This window comes from Phocicoccus schoeneichii, assembly GCF_014635565.1.
Classification (GTDB): Bacteria; Bacillota; Bacilli; order Staphylococcales; family Salinicoccaceae; genus Phocicoccus; species Phocicoccus schoeneichii.
On record NZ_BMDB01000001.1, the window covers coordinates 437,349 to 455,179 of the forward strand.

Genomic DNA, 17,831 nt, shown 5'->3' on the forward strand with positions numbered 1-17,831 from the left:
TATGATATCTAGCAGTATGTGCTATCGGTGAGTGACCGCTGTATCAAAACAGTGTCCGTTCTCTATGTTTAACTATATTCTCATTATATTTTAATGTTAGAGATAATGCAAGGGTATTCATTAAAAATTAATGATTTATAGAATAAGTAAAAATTAGGGTAAGCGATAGCAATGCGCTTGGCAACACATTACTCAGACTTTAATCTTAGTTTAGAATTATCATTTAAATTAATTTATTCGTAGTTTTAAGATGATATCACCATATTATTCATATAATTTCTCTATGAATATGATTTATATCAAATCTAGACGATCTCCCTGCTCTACTTTTGAAATAAAATCGATTTGTTTTAAATCTAGCCGACCTCCCTGCTCTACTTTTGATATAAAAACGATTTGTTTCTAATCTAGACGATCTCCCTGCTCTACTTTTGAAATAAAAACGATTTGTTTCTAATCTAGCTACTCTTACCAGTCCAATTTTGATATAAATACATTTTAGAAATGATCCATCTCTTTCATACTAATGAATTTTCCATTACCAATCACAATGTGATCTAAAAAGTCTATTCCAATTAACTCGCTACCTTTTTTTAATCGTTTAGTAACATCAATATCTTCTTTAGACGGAGTTGGGTCTTATCAAGAGTAAATTACTAAAAATCCATTAACATCAATGTTTTTACTTTAAGAACATATATTTAACGTGTTAAATCAAATGAAAAAATACAATGTAATTATTAGATGACAATTGATTACGGTCAGAAGAATGTACCACAAATAAAAAAACTAATTCCTTTTTATTTTATCGAGGAATTAAGCTTTTGACCTGCAACAATCACGCCCAATTTCGGAATATCTATAATATGATTTCGATCTTAAATTATCTACTTTAACTGACGCTACCTGCTCGTTAAAGAAGACCTATTTAAAAAAGTTTATACTGCACCTGCCTTTATTATGTAAGTAAAAGTAGTAAAGCTTTAAATTGGTTTTCAAAAAAGTAGGGTTGATTATTTCTTTTTCATCAATTATTATTGTGTTATTATCACAATATGAGAAAGGAGGCAAAAAGTAATGGGAATTGATTTCATTAATGTCGAGTTTAGAAAGCATGTAAAAGTTTCAGGGGATTTAGGTACAACGGGATCAGTATGTCCTTTTTCACAAAAACAAAAAATGGAAACACTACCGGAAAACTTTTTGCCTCCTTTTATATAATGGGCAAAAATTTATGAATCTATTGCATTTGTAAAAATGCATACGAATGATTAGGCACCGGTTGTTAAACTGGTGCCTTTTTTTTGTTTGATCAGTTCAGTTAGTTTGGAGAACCGAATCTTTAATCATGCTGTAGAAATATGGTGAGTTCGTTGATTTGGTTTTACAATATAAATAGATATGAGGTGAGGTTTATGGTGAAAGCAGTGGATTTAGCCTCCTAAAATCACAATATATTTTAGGAGGAAATAAAATGAAAAAGGATAGTAAATCTAAAGAAATGATTCAATCTGAAAAAAGGGGTTCTACTAGGCTTTTAATGATGGTACTCTCCCTATCTGTACTTGTAGCTGCAATTACGGTTGATTTAGTCAATCCCGTACTTCCACTAATAAGCAAAGATTTAGAAGCTTCGAAATCTCAAGTGAGTTGGATAGTTAGTGGTATTGCACTTGTTCTTGCGATTGGAGTTCCGATTTATGGTCGAATCTCAGACTTTTTTGAGTTACGAAAGCTATATATCTTTGCCATTATGATTCTGGCAAGTGGTAGTCTTTTATGTGCAATTGCCCCGAACCTCCCATTGTTGGTTTTGGGAAGAATGGTTCAGGGTGCTGGGATGTCCGCAATTCCAGTTCTATCAGTCATTGCAATTTCGAAGGTTTTCCCACAAGGAAAACGTGGGGGAGCTTTGGGAATTATCGCAGGAAGTATTGGTGTTGGAACTGCTGCTGGTCCAATATTTGGTGGAGTAGTTGGTCAATATTTAGGGTGGAATGCCTTGTTTTGGTTCACATTTTTGTTAGCCATTATGATTGTTATTGGTGCCTACTACGCGTTACCGACAATTAAACCGGCAGAATCCGTAGGAAGCAATAAGAACTTTGATTTCATTGGTGGTTTATTCCTCGGCCTCACAGTAGGATTACTCCTTTTTGGCATCACTCAAGGAGAAACTTCTGGTTTTTCTTCGTTCTCATCGTTAACTAGCCTAATTGGTTCTGTTGTAGCTTTGGTGGGATTTATTTGGAGAATTGTTACCGCAGAAAATCCATTTGTACCACCTGTCCTGTTCAATAACAAGGATTATGTCAATACGGTCATAATTGCATTTTTTTCGATGTTTGCTTATTTCGCTGTTCTTGTGTTCGTCCCATTACTAGTCGTTGAGGTGAATGGACTCTCTTCTGGACAGGCTGGAATGATATTGTTGCCAGGTGGTGTGGCTGTTGCAATCTTATCTCCCTTCGTTGGCCGTCTTTCTGATCGATTTGGGGATAAACGTCTGATAATTACTGGGATGACTCTGATGGGGCTGTCTACCTTATTCTTGTCCACCTATGCATCTGGTGCTTCACCTCTGTTAGTTTCCGTGGGGGTCCTCGGAGTAGGGATTGCTTTTGCATTCACGAATTCTCCCGCAAATAACGCCGCAGTAAGTGCACTCGATGCAGACAAGGTTGGTGTCGGAATGGGGATTTTCCAAGGTGCTTTGTACCTTGGAGCAGGAACTGGAGCAGGTATGATTGGAGCATTATTATCCGCTCGACGTGATGCTACTGAGCCGATAAATCCATTATATATATTGGACGCTATGTCCTACTCAGATGCGTTCCTTGCAGCTACAGGGGCAATACTCATTGCCTTAATAGCTGGATTAGGTTTAAAAAAGCGTGGGTAATAACTTAGTTATGTAAAGATTAGTTATTGTTTAGTTCATCTTCTATAGTTTAAGCTGTAAATAAATAGCTTAGGAATCACGCAAATTTGAATTTCTTAGAATAGAATACTTTTAAGTAACTCAACTTTCGTACACTGTTTTATTGGTGCGAAAGTTGAGTATGTTAAGGATGAAACAATGAAAACATTGGTGATCGTTTCTCACCCAGATATGCCAAATTCTCGAATCAATAAAGTTTGGGTAGAAAAAGCAGCGTCTTATTCAAACGAAATTACCATTCATGATCTTTATAGAGAGTATCCTGATTTTATTATAAATGTAAAAAGAGAGCAGGAATTAGTTGAAAATCATGATAATATTATTTTTCAATTTCCATTATATTGGTATAGTTCTCCTTCATTATTAAAAAAATGGATCGATGAAGTGATTATATATGGATGGGCTTACGGATCAAAGGGTAAAAGAATATTTTATAATCGAAAATTAGGATTAGCTATATCAGCTGGCGTAAAAAAAGGTGAATTTACAAGTATGGGTAAAAACAAGCATACATTAACCCAGATGTTAACACCATTCAAATCTTTATGTGCATAGATTCATGCTGAATATGTACCAGAGTTTGTACTTTACGGTGCTAATTCGGATATGAAGGGCGAAGAGATACAGAAAAGTGCTAATGAGTATTTGCAATATATTAAAAAGTATTATTTAAGAGCATAAAACACTTCTGCGATCATGCCAACAATACTAGAAGAAAGCCCATTTCCCCTTAACACATTTAGGGAAATGGGCTATTGAAGTTATTGAAGGTTTTAGCGATTTCATTTTAGGTAGCCAATTCAAAGTGCCCAATAAATTCCAAGAAACACAAATCTGCTAAAACAGCTTGCCATGTAATTTTTGAACTTGATCCTTTAACCGTTCATTCTCTTCTTCTAACGCCTTTATACGGCTTTTTAAGGTTTTTATTAATACGTCCTCTGAACGAGGGCTTTTACTAGGTTTACGGGGGGTTAACTCACTTATCTGCATCCCTCTTAATGTCTCCACTCTAGTTCTAATATCTTTTTGTTTGTAAAGCCATGACTTTGAAACATTTGCTTTTTGTGCAACGGAATTAAAATTAATCTTCTCTTCTTTCAATGCCATCTCTGAAATTGTCTTTTCAACCCTAATTCTTGTTTTCTCCGACTTGTCTTTAGCTAGCTGAACTATGGCAGTTGTGTTACCTTTTCTAATCATTTTAATTCGTCTCCTTTAACGAATGAATAATCTGTTCTAATCTATTTTTAACACGTTCATTGGTTTCAACCTGACGCTGCCATTGGTTTTGTTTAGCCCTATTTAGTATTTCTTTAGTTCGCTCTAAGTGCTCTTCATGTTCAGTAAGAAATTGTTTACTTGTACAGAAATTCGTACAATCTAAACATGCATTTGCGTGAGGACATGGTCCTGCAATTACTGGTAACCGACAATAGCCATTAGGAAGTGCCTGTGCATTGATATTCTTTTTAAACCATTGAAGATCTGTATTGTCAGCTTCAGTATTTTCCTCACTTAAATCCAGAATGCTACCGTTATTCGTTACTAAGGTTTCCTTAAATTTCGTAAATTCCTTCTTTAGGGTTTCATCAAAAATATGTGCATATCTTGCCGTCATTTCCGGTGATTCGTGACCCAAGAACTTCTGGACAATATGTTGTGGCACTCCGTTATTTATCATTCTAGTGCCAACTGTATGCCGAAAGGCATGAGCATGAAAACGAAAAATTTCTCCGTTGCTGTCCGTTATCTTTTCTTCATAAGCTAGTTCATTTAATTTAACCCTAAAGGTATCTTGTTTCAATGGTGAGCAATCTTTTCGGGGAAACACATATACACATCCATCATCGAGTTCATCAGCCACCCTTTGCTCTTGAACTAATATCAATGCAGCAATTTCTTTAGAAATAGGAATGATATGCTCTTTCTTCATTTTCCACTGATAATACTTTAAAAAGCAATCCCCTTCTTTATCGGTTATGACGCTCCCTTTTTTCAATGTACAAAGTTCACTGATACGCATCCCGCATTCTTGAAGTACCATAACCATTGTAGCAATATAAGGTTCCAATTTATCTAATTTCCCATTTAATTGTTCAAGTATATGTTCATCAATATAACGTGGTAGTGCCTTCGGCACTTTAGGGTAATCTTCTTGAAAGATAAGGATCTTAGAAGGTGTATCCTTCCAGTCATATCTTTGAATTGTAGTAAAAAAAACGTCTAAAGTAGATATTCGTCCAGTTACAGTACTGGGTTTTAAACCTTTTAAATTAATATAATTAAAATATTGCTCAATTTCATTTCTAGTTAATTGATGAATCCTTTGTATACCTTCACAATTTTTGTTCATGAAATTAAAAAATTCTTTTAATTTTGAAGCTATATCTACTACGTGAGAAAAGCTAGCTGTGTTTAACATTAGTTTACAATATCGCTTAACTATTTCTTTAAAATAATTATTCTTAAAACCCTTAAAGTTGATCGTATATTCGTAGGATGTTGGGTTTACCTTATCTTCCGGTAATGATAATTTTCTTCGATTCCAAACATCTTTTTCCCATTCTTCCCCATCAAAATAGAAGTCCTCATAGAATTCCATAAACTGCTTAAGATGAGTAACGTAATAGGAATTCGCATGTACAGTAACTTTCTGCTGATTTACATCAAGTTTGTAATTAGTAGTCGTAGTTTTTACTTTTTGTTCTGTTAAGTAGGTCCGGTATTCTGTCAAAGCTTTTTTTATAGGCACTTCGGTTATCGATGTAATATTAGGATATTTTAAATTTAAAAATCCCATCATCCGGCTTATCACTGTTCCCTTTCTAATCCAAACGGATTTTGCATTCCAAGCTCCATTATTCAAGTGAAGGTAATAAAAATATTTTAATTCTGTTTTCAACCAGACATTTTCCACCTTATCGAAATTTACCCAACGATTTCTTAGTGACGGATTCTTACTTAACTCAATTGCACTAGGATGCGGACAAATTCTTATATCCCATCTATCTGCTGCCCAATAACCTTTTAAAACACTTGTCATATTAGCTATTTTTTTATTAATCTCTGTACTAGCGATAAGCTTTCGATTAGTTGCTACACTTGGAAATTTCATTGTCATGTTTCTCTCCCTTGAAGATACTTTTTATATTCATTCTTCATATCTTGATCAGAAAGATGAACATACGTATCAAGTGTTGTTTGTACATGGGCATGCCCTAATCTTTTTTGTACATATGCAGCATCCCATCCACTTCTAATAAGCTCTGTGGCATGCGTATGACGTAATATATGGGCAGTGAAAGTAATCCCTGTCCGTTTTCCTAGTCTTCTTATTAAGTCTAATACACTTTGATATTTTAGAGGGTGGCCAAAATAAGAATCTTTAAGATTAATAAATATATAATCATGATCTAAATCTTCCCCATATTCATGTACTAAGTAATCGGTATATAATGCCATTAATTCCTTACTTACATCAATAGTTCTTTCTTTTTTAAGTTTAATATAAGCTCCATTTTCATTATGATCTCTTGGCCTGATGTTAATCTGGTTATCCCATGTTGAAATATCTTCAATACGAAGGGATAATGCTTCTCCTATCCGAAGTCCCCCTTCATACATAAGCATAATAAGTAACTTATCTCTTTTGGTATGACATGCCTCAATTATTGCTTTGACTTGTCCATGTTCTAATACTTGTACAAGTTTCTTTTTGACCCTAAGCTTTAAAATATTTTTTTTATAGGATCTACCTTTAGAAATATGGTGAAGAAACCCCTTAAAGTTTCTTCCTCTTGCTTCTTTAGACATATCTATAGCTTTAAAATTTTCTGTGCGATTTAAATACTCTAAGAAACTAGTTACAGCGTTAAGTATGGAATTAACTGATGTTTCCTCTCTTTTAGCCTTCTTTGGTTGTATATCTATTACCTTTAAATGCCCTGCTGGATTTCTTAACCATCCTACAAAGTTTGCTAAATCCTCAAATTGTAAATCTCCTAATTCGATTCTACTTTGGCTCATAAATTCATAAAACAGCTTGAGATGATAACAATATGTTTTAATGGTATTTGGAGCTTTGCCCGTATTATCCAAGTACTTTATAAATCGCTTAACCGGTTCTATCACTTCAAATTCTTTATCTAGCAGTATGTATAACGGATATGATTTTTCCTCCACAATTACTTTCTGAACCTTCATCTTTCCACCACCTTTAAATACTTTAACTACTATTAATAATACCCTTATATATTTAATAGTTAAAGCACTGTAATTAAAAAATCCTAAACTTCGAGTACTTAGAGTACTCTAGTTTAGGATACTATGTTTAATGGATCTCCACTAGGATGGTTGTGAACACAAATGAATGCTGCAGCACTACGTTTCACTGCTTCTCTAAATATTTCACGTGGGTGAACTACTGTCGAGTTCAGTGATCCTTTAAAGATAGTTTCTTCATGAATAACCATGTATTTTGTAGATAAATATAACACAACAAAGTGTTCTTGTTGATAGTATCTCATTTTTTCCATTAATAAATTAGAAACATCCTGTGGAGATCTAATATAAATGTCATCTTCAAGACTATGACTATGCATACGAATTGCAAGCTCAATCACAGCAAGTATTGTAATAGCCTTAGCTTCACCTATGCCTTTGATTTCCGTTAACTCCTGAATTGTCATATGTCTGATTTCACGAATTGATTTTATATTACTAAGAATTTTATTCGCAAGACTTAATGCACTTTCATTTTTATTGCCTGTGTTGATAATTATTCCAAGTAGTTCTTGGTTAGTAAGCTTTTCAGCTCCATAAGTTTTTAATCTTTCTCTTGGCTTATCTTCTGAGAACATTTCTCTGATTAATAATTTTTCTGTCATAATAGACCTCCAAATATTATTTTTAATTCTTTTAAATTAATCATTACAATAATAAAAGCAGTGGTAATAAAAGGTACTAATGGATAGACTGTATTTTTATCTTTTAAAATAAACTCAAAAATAATTGCAGCTAAACCACCAATAATAAAAGTAGATAAAAATATAATTAAAAAAATATTTGCTGGAAAAATTAGGAATAAAATCATAAATAATTTTACATCACCGAATCCAATAAATTTAGAAAAATATGGATAAACCTTTAGAATCAGAAATATTATTATTAACTTTAACCAAAAATATGAGGAGTAGATTGGAAACAAAATCACTGAGCATATACTAAGAAGAACTAGCATATGATTTGGAACAATTAATTGTTCATAATCAATAATCGAAAGAGGTATTAAAAATGAAACTATTAAGAAGTAATGAGTATAATATTCAGCTTCTAATGTGAAAAATAAAGGAAGAGTGAAAGAAATGCCTAAAATTATTTCTACAAACAAACAACCTGAAGCTATTTTAGTCTTACAATTTCTACACTTTCCTCTTAAAGCTAGAAAGCTGATTATTGGTATGAGTTCAAGCCAACTGAGACTTTTCAGGCAATGATCACATCGACTACGTCTAGATAATAAACGAAAGTTTAATTTCTCCGAGCAAGAAACCACAAACATAAATGAAGCTATTAGTGTCCCACTTATAAAAAAGAGCACGCTTTCCCTCCTTACTACAGTCAAGGATACTTGATATGTAAGTTTAAATAAAATTGCTTTCCGTAGAATTTGGTTACATAATTTTAAATATAGTAATGTTATTATCTCAATTATTTAATAACTGAGATTTACAACTTTATTTCACTACCATCCATCAATTTCCACACAAAAACCCACACTCTCTAAGAGTGTGGGTCTTCTTCTATCTTTTCATCTTTATTTACTAACTCTTCTTCTTGCTTCTTACGTTTTGCGCTAATCACAGCAGCGATGACTACTACGGCTGCCACTGCGACCATGATCCCTACCATCAATACCATCATCAAAAGCATTACTGATGACATGTCGTCATCTCCTTTTTATTACTTACTATCTAATCTACCGTGCACTGCTTTATAAACCAACTGTATTTCCTTAAATGTCGGGAATCCTTCCACAAATATTACTTCTTTACCCTCTAACTTCTTCAGCGGGAACGTGGATACAATAATTTCATGTTCGGATTTCTTTATTAACTCTAAGTCTAATTCTGGTTCTTTGTACACTTCAAACGATACTCGATCTGGTAATTCTGATTTTAACACAGATTTTACTGCTTCTCCGTGATAGCGCTCGTTGTCTGATACAACAAGCATTGATACTTCACCTTGTCTCTTCAGTAACGCTTCGACAAGTCCTTCCCAGTGCACGTACACCGATTCTTTCATAACACGTACTTTAGAGTCTTTTGTTTCACTCGTCATAAGCTCAAGATATTTAGATAGCTCTTCTTGCAAGTACTGATCAAATTCTGGGTTCAATTCTTTAACGTAGTTGATTAAAGTATTCGTGTTTTCTGTAAAGAATGTCTGTGACGTATTATTGATGTTATTTAAATATGCAGCATTGTGTAGTTCTAGAATAAGAGAGTTTTCATCTACCACTTCAAGTGAAAATTTCTCTGTCATCTGTCTAATAAACTGCTTCAAAAATTCATATGAATTATAAATATATTTCTCTGAAGACTTTAAATCAAACATCTGACGTTCTGAGAGCAAGCAGTTGACGTTTGTATATGGATATAAGAGGTCTAGCAGAGTGCGATCATTAATTTCTATATTATATTTATTAAGTAATGGATCTAGTGAACCAGATATTAAATCAAACATTTTTCTGTTTTTATCTTTAATTTTTGCATCTTCTGAATGGTAATATTTATTTGTTTTTAAACGTGTTAGGTTAACCGCAAGTTGAATTGTTGAATTGCGAGTTCTAAACATGTTTAATTCAAATGCTGATTTACTCAATAAAGTATCGACTAAGTTGAATACTGTATGGTAATCAATATCTTCAAATGGCCATTCTTGTACTGTGTATTTCTCCATGAAAAATGCATGATAGAAACTTCTAATCTCCGCTTCATCTCCAATGATTTCAAACGGTTGTCTAGAGATACTAATCTGATATTTCTCGCTTAGCACTTTATTCGCTGCTGCAATGTTTCTATACATCGTTGATGTACTTGAGTCTGTGCGTTTTGCTAATTCATAAATATCAATTTTTGGATAAAAGAACAGTACTTCTAGCATGCGAATCACTTTTGATTCTTTAAACTCTCTTCTATAGTACGCTTGAACACCTTTGTTTGGATCAATCGATACATCCATCGCGTCTCTTGCCCATGTGAACTTGATGTAATCAGCTTTTTCTTCAATATGGTCCACATCTGTTTCTAAAATTTTATAAGAACAGTTCAGTTTTTCTGCGATTTCATATTTTGTCATCCACTTTTTACCATCGTGTTCTTCTAACACTTTTAAAAGATTAATTTGTCTTCTACTTGGATTAGGTAATAGTTTCGTAAGCAACCATACTCCTACTTTCTAACTGAGTTTTTTATTCAAAAAATAGAAAAATAGGCACCAATAGGATTCTTTCTTATTGGTGCATATCATTCTATTCTTCTGATTTAGTTAATATTTTAACATCTTTAATAATTTCTGCTTCTGGGAAGCTTGCATTTCCATTATCCACACCGGAGTAATCTTTTATGATTTTACCATTTTTGTCAATAAGATAAAAAGCAGTTCCATGTGTCACTTGGTTACTCCCTTTTGGTGGTGGTGCTACAATTGTTTTAAAGTTTTTCTCAGCAAGGTGTCTAATAAAGTCGTAATCATATCCAGTTAGGAATTTCCATTCTACGTCTTCAGGGATATCATAATAACTCTTATATTCTGTTAATACTTCTGGTGAGTCTGTTTCAGGATCCACTGAAAAGCTCATTACACCAAAGTCAGTCACACCGTCTTCGTTTAATTTATTGACGACACTTGTCATGTTCATCGTCATTGGTGGACACACTGTCGCACAATTCGTGAAGATAAAATCAACGAGCCATACTTTATCTTCCATATCCTTTTCAGTAAATGTTTCATCGTTTTGATCTGTTACTGAAAATTCTTCTATAGTATTTCCATAGCGACTCATAACTTCAACGTCAGATTTACTACATGCTGTAATAATAAATGACACTGAAAGCATTAAAAACAATACCTTCTTCATTTTATTCCTCCGTACATACTCTTACATCTAATATAACAACTTTTAAACTATTTTTCCCAAATCTTTCCAATTTAATTTGACAATGGTGTGACAAGCTTTGTACGGCTACGTTCATCTAGCGTCTCTACATACAACACATTACCAATCATTGTTTTCAATTCTTCAACGTGCGAGATGATTCCAATCATTTTACCTGATTTTTGTAAATCAAATAATGTATCAATGGCAACCTTCAATGTTTCTTCATCGAGTGTTCCAAACCCTTCATCAATCAGTAACATGTCCATATCGATGCTCCCAGACTCATGTTGTATAATTTCTGATAATGCAAGTGCAAGTGCGAGCGCTGCTTGGAATGATTCTCCGCCAGAGAGTGTTGCGACACTCCTCCTCGCGTTGTTAAAGTAATCGAATACGTCAATGTGAAGCGCTTGGTCACTTCTATATGTTTCTCTTCGACGTAGCTCGTAACGTCCATTCGTCATCTTACGTAATCTGATGTTTGCTTGGCTTAAGATTCTTTCTAAATAATAGACGAGTACGAATCGTGATAATGTGGGTGTCCCTTGCTTTCCACCTAGGAGTTCAACGAGTTTTACAAGTTCTGTAAATGCGTGTTCTTCTTTTTTATATGTTTCGATTTCGTTCTCAATCTTTTTATATAATCCATCTAATGATTTCAATCTACTTTCAAGTTGCCCTAGTCTTTTTGACTCTATGTTTATGGATTCATTTAGATGACGTTCTTCAGACAATTTATTTGTTAAGTCTACAACTTCAAATACTTCGATATCTTTTTTAATGTGTAGAATTAAACTTTCGACTTGTGCGACTTTGTTTTTATAAGTTTCTATCTCAGTTTTTAATGCATCGTTATCTAGTTCAATTAATGTCTCTAAGTCTTCCACTGACACTTCGCTATTTTTAGATAAAAACACGCGCACTTTTTGACTGTTTTCATCTAATATATTACGTTCAGTTTCAAGTTTAAACTCCGCTGACTCTAACTGACTTTCTAACTTTGTGAGTTCTAGTGTAAGTGTCTGCCTTTTATCTTCTAAAGATTTTTTATTCTTTAGAAATGTATCAATGTCAGCTTCCATTATGTTTAAAGCATCTTTGAAGTGAAGAAAGTCATCAAAATTCGTCTCTTCTTTAAATTGTGAAAATCGTTTTTCTAGAAATTCTACTTCACGTTTTGAAATATCTATACCATGAGCAAACGCGCTTACTTCTGATTTCAATTCATTCAGACGCACTTCTAACACTTGCTTTTCCTCTAGAGATCTTGCTTCACTCGCAATCTGAGATTCTCTTTGAGCTAATTCTTTCTCTGCTTTTAAAATCTCAGTTTCTAAATCTTTACTCGATCTGGTTTCTTTAAGATCTTTTTCCGACAAAATCCCAAGTTTTATTTTTAAAGAATCTAACGATTTTTGTTTTGACTCTAATTCACTGTATAATACCTCATCAAAATCAATTGTATCTGGAATCTGTGCTACGGTTTGTTGGCAAACAACGCAAGGTTTCCCAGCTTCTAAATGAGCGATCATTTCATTGACTGATTTTACATTTAAATTATTTAGTGATTGTACTTCTTGGTTTTGTTTTTCAATAGTGAGAGATAATTCTTCTATCTCTAATTCTAATGAATGAATCGTCTCAGTCAGATCATCAATTTCTCTTTTGTTTTGTTCTGATTCTTTTGCGATCTCTAACTCATTTTGCAATGTAAATAAATTCTCTTTTATGCTGAACAATTCCGCTTCAGATTTCCTTAACTTCTCATCGGTAACGTTCATTTTAGAAATGGATACTTCCAGACCAGTTAATTCTTCTTTTTTTATTTCTAATGATTTACTTTCGCTCTCTTGTTTAACAAGCAAGTTATGAATATCTTGTTCAATGGATCGATATTCTTCTGTATCGTATTTTGAAAAATGTTTAGCTCTTACTTTATACTCATTAATTTCTGGTTCTTTATTCAGTAAATCTTTGAATTCTGAATCATTTTTTTTCTTCTCTGAAGTTTTTTCATCAAGTACTAGACGCATTTCATTTACGCGCGACTTACTATCTTTTACTTTATTGCTATATTCTTTCTCATTAAAATACGCATCTTTAATTGTGTGTACTTTTTGGCTCAGACTTAACTTAGATTCTTTGTCATCAATAACTGACTTTTGTTGTAATAACAGTTCCAAGTTATCTTTCTCTTTGAAATACGTTTCAACACGGTCATTATTTTCTTTTATTGATTGAATTTCTTTTGACAATACGTCCTTCGACTCTAAAGTTTTTTGATAACTTTCTTCTGCTTCTTGTAATTCTTTACGAGCATCCATTTGTATCGTGTGGAATCGTTCTAAATTTTCTTTAAAAGAAGTCGATTGCTCTTCTTCCTTTAATACTTGGCTAAACTGATTCATGATAAGTGCGTGTTTCATTTCAATTTGTTGTTTATCTTTGTCATGATCTTTTTTTAACTTTAGATAAAGTTCATTGAAACGTTCTGTTCTAAATAAAGCTTTTAAAATCTCTTCCTTGTCACTTGAACTTGCAACTAAAAATTTACGAAATTCACCCTGGGGTAAGAGTCCAATTTGCCTAAATTGTGTTGCACTAAGTTGAAGCAACTCTGTTATAAAAGAGGTTACTTTCGTTAGTCCGTTCTCAATCAATTCACCAAACTCGTTATATATCGAAGATTCCGGTGGTGTTTCTGTCGTATTTGTACCTCTAAAATATCTAAGACGACGCTCTACTTTATATGTCTTACCTCTATACATAAATGTAAATATGATGATGGAAGGTTCTGTACTTGGTGCAAATTGACTTCTTAAACTCTCTGTACCGCGAAGAGAAGTGGATGCTGTCGCAAATAGCGCATGCGTAATCGCATCAAATATCATCGATTTACCAGACCCCGTTTTACCACTAATTAAAAACAAAGTCTGGTTAATATCTTTAAAATCAATAGTTTCGTTTTCATATGGGCCAATGTATTGAAGTTCTAAGCTAATTGGTCTCATGTATAACTTCCTTCATTGTTTGATTGAATGTTTCATTTTCGAATTCGGTTGGTTTTCTATCTTTAAACTTTTTTATAAATGATTCAAAGATTTCTGTATCTGATTGTTCACTTACATCAATCGTATTCATATCGTAATCAGCCACATCCATTTGTCTAGATAATACCAACGTATTTGGGTATAACTTTTTCAGAGTCGCCATCGGTTCAGTCGCACTTTCCATATCCGTTAACACAAACTTATAATAAGCATCTCTTGGCCCAACATCTACTTTGTCTTCTACGACAGACTTGTAGCTTCCGTGGTATTCAATCACCTCATGCTTACCTTCTAACGGAATAAATTCATGTGTATTTGCTGATATGTCAATTACTTTAAATCCTTTAGGTTGTTTGGCTTCATCAAAGGAATATTTTAACGGTGATCCGCTGTAGTGAATTGTATCGTGAGTGATTGCGAATGGATGATGGAGATGTCCAAGAAGTGTGTAATCAAAGTCGGTAAATAGTGATTGAGAAACCTCTTCAACGAGGCCAACGCTCATCTTTTCTTCTGACTCAGACTCTTTCGCATGTTTCACAAAAAGATGTCCGACTAGGACATTCGTTTCATCATGATTCATTTCATTCTTAATATCTTCTAAAATACGTTCATAAGCCGCTTCAAACGTTGTGATGGATTTATCTTTATAAAAGACACGTGCTTCTGTCACTTCAATGTATGGTAAAAGATAAAAGTTCGTAATTCCAATTGTAAGTTTCTCGTAGCATTTACTTAAATCAGTATTCACGTATAATTGTGTCGCTTTAAACCACTCAGAATTGCCATCTAGAAAAACCTTTCCATCATGATTTCCACTGATCATCACGATTGGTACTTTCAAATCAAGATTGATGCGTTTTAAATATGTATTGACGAGATTCATTGCACCTTGCGAAGGATTCACTCTATCGTAAATATCCCCTGCAATGACAACTACATCCACGCTATTATTTTTAATATATGAGACTATCTGATCGAGCGCAAACGCCTGGTCATCGAGTAAACTCTGACCCGCCAAACGTTTACCAATATGCCAGTCCGCAGTATGAAGAATTCTCAACACAATCATCCTCTCTATTCTTATATATGGTACTAAAAAAAGCCCATTTTGTCAGTATCGACAAGAATGGACAATAAAGAAAAAATAAACACATTTGACCCTAGGGAAGTAGCGTTAGCATGAGATTACAAGCCAACACCCCCCAGGAAAGCAAATGTGCTTTTCTAAGAAATATTTTACTGTGAGATCTGTTGTAAGGTTGATATTAAGTCATCGAGTTTTCTCTCTACACGGTGCAGAAGAAAAAATGTGATGGCTGCCGGTACCCCGACATCACTCACAAACGGTATCCAATCCATTACAGTAGGACAGTTGTGTCAGTTTGAATAATCTTAGCACTGACTAAAGATACCGGCTTACCTGAAGATGGTCTAAGTACATCTGTTGCAATGATTTTATTCGCCTCACGCACAATGTCTGCTTGAGTTAATCCTTCTTTTGGATCATTGATTGTCATGTTAAACTTTCTGTCATACTCTGTGTTAAAAGTTAATACAAGTTTTTCTGCCATTTTAATTTCCTCCTAATTATTTAATAACGTGTGTTACGTTTTTCTCAACTGCGAAGTAGTTTTCGTTCTTTAATGCTCCATATGCTTCACCAAGTAAAACAACATCTTGGTCCGGAGCATTGATAGATAATCCAGAAATCGAACGAGACTTCATGCGTTCCTTTCCTTCATCATCTACAACAACAAAGTAGAATCTTGCACTTAATGCTTTAACCATGTGTGTCACCTCCCTTACGCTTTATATATCGTATGGTCAGATTAAATGGACAAATAATTTTTTGTTTTTTATAATATGTTAGAGAGGTGAAGAAAATGTATGCTGATTGGGTCATGATTTTAATTGCCGTTTGGGGCTTTATTATGATTGGTTTACTCGCTATCGGTGGGTATTTCATGTTCAGAAAATTTTTAAAAGCATTGCCGAGAGAAGATGGTTACTCAGAACTCGATTGGCAGGAATACTACATAAATGAAGCTTTACCACTATGGAATGAGGAAGCAAAAGATTTACTTAACGAGCTTGTCAGTCCAGTACCTGAACTATTCCGTGACGTAGCAAAACAACGAATCGCGGGAAGAATTTCTAAAATTGCACTTGATGAAAAAGTAGATACAATAAGTTTAGACCAAATAATGAAGGGATATATCATCGCAACACCAAAACGAGACCACAAATTCATGAAGAAAAAACTAAATGAATTAGGTATTGATTATACGGATTATCTCGAACTTTTTGAGCTTGCTGATGATGAAAAACAGAAGTTCTCTATATTTGAACAAACGGAACTTGTAACAAAAAAATCTCGACAAGAAGACTAATTACCTTCTTGTCGAGATTTTTTAAATTTGAGATATTTATTAAGCATTGAACTTCTCCAGATCACAATCATAGTGAATGCGAGTAAAAAGAACATGCCCCCGATTTCACCTGGTGTCGTATTAACACTAAGTATTTGTTTCATTACAGTACGAATGATGAGTAATCCAACTAATATTACTGGGAATAACTTCGATGGTTTCACATAGAGATCATCCCCACGAGATTCATACTTCGTTGTAACTAAAAGTAATATAGAGAAAACTGCACCTACGAATACTGCTTCTATTATTTCAGATCCACCAAGCCTAAAGTACGGAAATACGAACATCAACGCACCAGTACTCATCATAATTGGTGGGATGATAATCTTTTTAAGGTATAACGGCGTTTTCGTCTCTTTATTTCTCCAAAAAATGACTCCAATTCCCATAAATATTGCAGCTATAGAGAATATAATAAAGAGTGTATCTTCATGTGCTTTTAAAAAACTTATTATCTCTTCCATTTAGAACCCTCTGAAATCTCCAAAGTATGGTGCTAACCAAATAATGATTTTTGTCAGTCCATCAAAGTATAGTAAGATACCCATTAAAATCATGAGTACTCCACCAACCTTCATAATCGCGCCAGAGTATTTTAAAATCCAACGTGTTCTTGATACAAAGAATGATAATACAAAGAATGGAACTCCAAACCCTAGACAATAAACAACCATCAGCATGAGTGCATCGTTTGGTTGACTAGCGCTCATCGCAAAAATTGCGCCAATGATTGGACCGTTACACGGTGTCCAACCTGCTGCGAATGCCATCCCAATTAGAATCGAACCAATAAACCCTGCAGGTCGATTCTTAAATTCTACTCTATGGTTCTTCATTAAGAAATCTACTTTAAAGACTCCTAATATAATTAGTCCAAATACAATAATTAATATCGAACCGAGTTGACGAATGAGATTCGAATGTTCTATTAAGAATCCGCCAAAGAATGACGTACCAAATCCGAGGGCAATATAAATTAAACTAAATCCTACTAAGAAGAACAGCGTATGTAGAATTGCTCTTATGTTAAACTTCTGTTCCTGTACTTCACTAAAACTCATCCCTGTAATGTAAGAGACGAATGCTGGGAAAACAGGTAATACGCATGGTGAAACAAATGATAAAACACCAGCACCAAACGCTAGAAGAAATGTAACATCACTTCCCATGAAATAACCCCCTATCGTACCTAAGTGTATCAGACTTAGATTATAGGGGGAATATGTTTTTAAAGCTAA

19 protein-coding genes and 1 pseudogene are annotated in these 17,831 nt (G+C 33.9%); 4 read left to right on the forward strand and 16 right to left on the reverse strand.

Features of this window, described 5'->3' with window-relative positions:
- Positions 1 to 498: 498 nt before the first annotated feature.
- Positions 499 to 639, reverse strand: a pseudogene (locus IEU51_RS02375) (JAB domain-containing protein); the annotation flags it as partial.
- A gap of 438 nt (positions 640 to 1,077) precedes the next feature.
- Here IEU51_RS02375 and IEU51_RS02380 point away from each other — a divergent pair.
- From IEU51_RS02380 to IEU51_RS02390, 3 genes are all read left to right on the forward strand, one after another.
- Positions 1,078 to 1,221 carry a hypothetical protein gene (locus IEU51_RS02380; protein WP_002360221.1) on the forward strand — a complete coding sequence of 48 codons (144 nt, stop codon included), beginning with the start codon at positions 1,078 to 1,080 and terminating at the stop codon, positions 1,219 to 1,221.
- Between the two features lie 253 nt (positions 1,222 to 1,474).
- Positions 1,475 to 2,902: a chloramphenicol/florfenicol efflux MFS transporter FexA gene (fexA, locus tag IEU51_RS02385; RefSeq protein ID WP_040928540.1), complete on the forward strand. Its 1,428-nt coding sequence runs from the start codon at positions 1,475 to 1,477 to the stop codon at positions 2,900 to 2,902.
- 177 nt (positions 2,903 to 3,079) lie between these two features.
- Positions 3,080 to 3,496 (forward strand): NAD(P)H-dependent oxidoreductase, encoded by a 417-nt coding sequence (locus tag IEU51_RS02390; protein ID WP_000855243.1) that lies wholly within the window; start codon positions 3,080 to 3,082, stop codon positions 3,494 to 3,496.
- A 282-nt stretch (positions 3,497 to 3,778) separates the two neighbouring features.
- On the opposite strand, the gene IEU51_RS02395 is transcribed toward IEU51_RS02390, so the two are convergent.
- The 13 genes from IEU51_RS02395 to IEU51_RS02455 form a co-directional block, all read right to left on the reverse strand.
- Positions 3,779 to 4,144, reverse strand: coding sequence for a DUF6262 family protein (locus IEU51_RS02395; RefSeq protein WP_000619629.1), 366 nt, complete (start codon positions 4,142 to 4,144; stop codon positions 3,779 to 3,781).
- Between the two features lies 1 nt (position 4,145).
- Entirely contained in the window at positions 4,146 to 6,059 is a 1,914-nt protein-coding gene (locus IEU51_RS02400) for a tyrosine-type recombinase/integrase (RefSeq protein ID WP_029658482.1), read from the reverse strand.
- 2 nt (positions 6,060 to 6,061) lie between these two features.
- The gene (locus IEU51_RS02405) at positions 6,062 to 7,147 is read right to left on the reverse strand and encodes a tyrosine-type recombinase/integrase (RefSeq protein WP_000867971.1); all 1,086 of its coding nucleotides are present in this window, start codon (positions 7,145 to 7,147) and stop codon (positions 6,062 to 6,064) included.
- Positions 7,148 to 7,260: 113 nt separating this feature from the next.
- A complete protein-coding gene (gene radC, locus IEU51_RS02410) occupies positions 7,261 to 7,830 on the reverse strand; it encodes a RadC family protein (RefSeq protein WP_186087362.1) in 570 nt (189 codons plus the stop codon).
- The gene (locus IEU51_RS02415) at positions 7,827 to 8,543 is read right to left on the reverse strand and encodes a prepilin peptidase (protein WP_186087359.1); all 717 of its coding nucleotides are present in this window, start codon (positions 8,541 to 8,543) and stop codon (positions 7,827 to 7,829) included. Before IEU51_RS02415 ends, radC begins: the two co-directional genes overlap by 4 nt.
- 182 nt (positions 8,544 to 8,725) lie before the next feature.
- A complete protein-coding gene (locus IEU51_RS02420; RefSeq protein WP_186087356.1) occupies positions 8,726 to 8,887 on the reverse strand; it encodes a hypothetical protein in 162 nt (53 codons plus the stop codon).
- An 18-nt stretch (positions 8,888 to 8,905) separates the two neighbouring features.
- Positions 8,906 to 10,390, reverse strand: a complete 1,485-nt coding sequence (locus IEU51_RS02425; protein WP_186087353.1) for a helix-turn-helix domain-containing protein — start codon at positions 10,388 to 10,390, stop codon at positions 8,906 to 8,908.
- Positions 10,391 to 10,478: 88 nt separating this feature from the next.
- Complete coding sequence (locus IEU51_RS02430) at positions 10,479 to 11,087, reverse strand: SCO family protein (protein WP_186087350.1); 609 nt, start codon at positions 11,085 to 11,087, stop codon at positions 10,479 to 10,481.
- Positions 11,088 to 11,158: 71 nt separating this feature from the next.
- A complete protein-coding gene (locus tag IEU51_RS02435) occupies positions 11,159 to 14,119 on the reverse strand; it encodes an AAA family ATPase (RefSeq protein WP_186087347.1) in 2,961 nt (986 codons plus the stop codon).
- Positions 14,106 to 15,224, reverse strand: a complete 1,119-nt coding sequence (locus IEU51_RS02440; RefSeq protein ID WP_186087344.1) for an exonuclease SbcCD subunit D — start codon at positions 15,222 to 15,224, stop codon at positions 14,106 to 14,108. The genes IEU51_RS02435 and IEU51_RS02440 overlap by 14 nt, the downstream gene beginning before the upstream one ends.
- A gap of 173 nt (positions 15,225 to 15,397) precedes the next feature.
- Positions 15,398 to 15,520, reverse strand: coding sequence for a YvrJ family protein (locus IEU51_RS02445; RefSeq protein WP_186087341.1), 123 nt, complete (start codon positions 15,518 to 15,520; stop codon positions 15,398 to 15,400).
- A complete protein-coding gene (locus tag IEU51_RS02450) occupies positions 15,520 to 15,732 on the reverse strand; it encodes a DUF2922 domain-containing protein (RefSeq protein WP_186087338.1) in 213 nt (70 codons plus the stop codon). The genes IEU51_RS02445 and IEU51_RS02450 overlap by 1 nt, the downstream gene beginning before the upstream one ends.
- 16 nt (positions 15,733 to 15,748) lie before the next feature.
- The gene (locus IEU51_RS02455; RefSeq protein ID WP_186087335.1) at positions 15,749 to 15,949 is read right to left on the reverse strand and encodes a DUF1659 domain-containing protein; all 201 of its coding nucleotides are present in this window, start codon (positions 15,947 to 15,949) and stop codon (positions 15,749 to 15,751) included.
- 95 nt (positions 15,950 to 16,044) lie between these two features.
- On the opposite strand from IEU51_RS02455, the gene IEU51_RS02460 reads away from it, so the two are divergent.
- Entirely contained in the window at positions 16,045 to 16,551 is a 507-nt protein-coding gene (locus tag IEU51_RS02460; RefSeq protein ID WP_186087332.1) for a DUF2621 family protein, read from the forward strand.
- On the opposite strand, the gene IEU51_RS02465 is transcribed toward IEU51_RS02460, so the two are convergent.
- Both IEU51_RS02465 and IEU51_RS02470 read right to left on the reverse strand, forming a co-directional pair.
- Positions 16,548 to 17,057 carry a CcdC family protein gene (locus tag IEU51_RS02465; protein ID WP_186087329.1) on the reverse strand — a complete coding sequence of 170 codons (510 nt, stop codon included), beginning with the start codon at positions 17,055 to 17,057 and terminating at the stop codon, positions 16,548 to 16,550. The two genes, IEU51_RS02460 and IEU51_RS02465, sit on opposite strands and share 4 nt — an antisense overlap.
- Positions 17,058 to 17,762 carry a cytochrome c biogenesis protein CcdA gene (locus tag IEU51_RS02470; protein ID WP_186087326.1) on the reverse strand — a complete coding sequence of 235 codons (705 nt, stop codon included), beginning with the start codon at positions 17,760 to 17,762 and terminating at the stop codon, positions 17,058 to 17,060.
- Positions 17,763 to 17,831 lie beyond the last annotated feature (69 nt).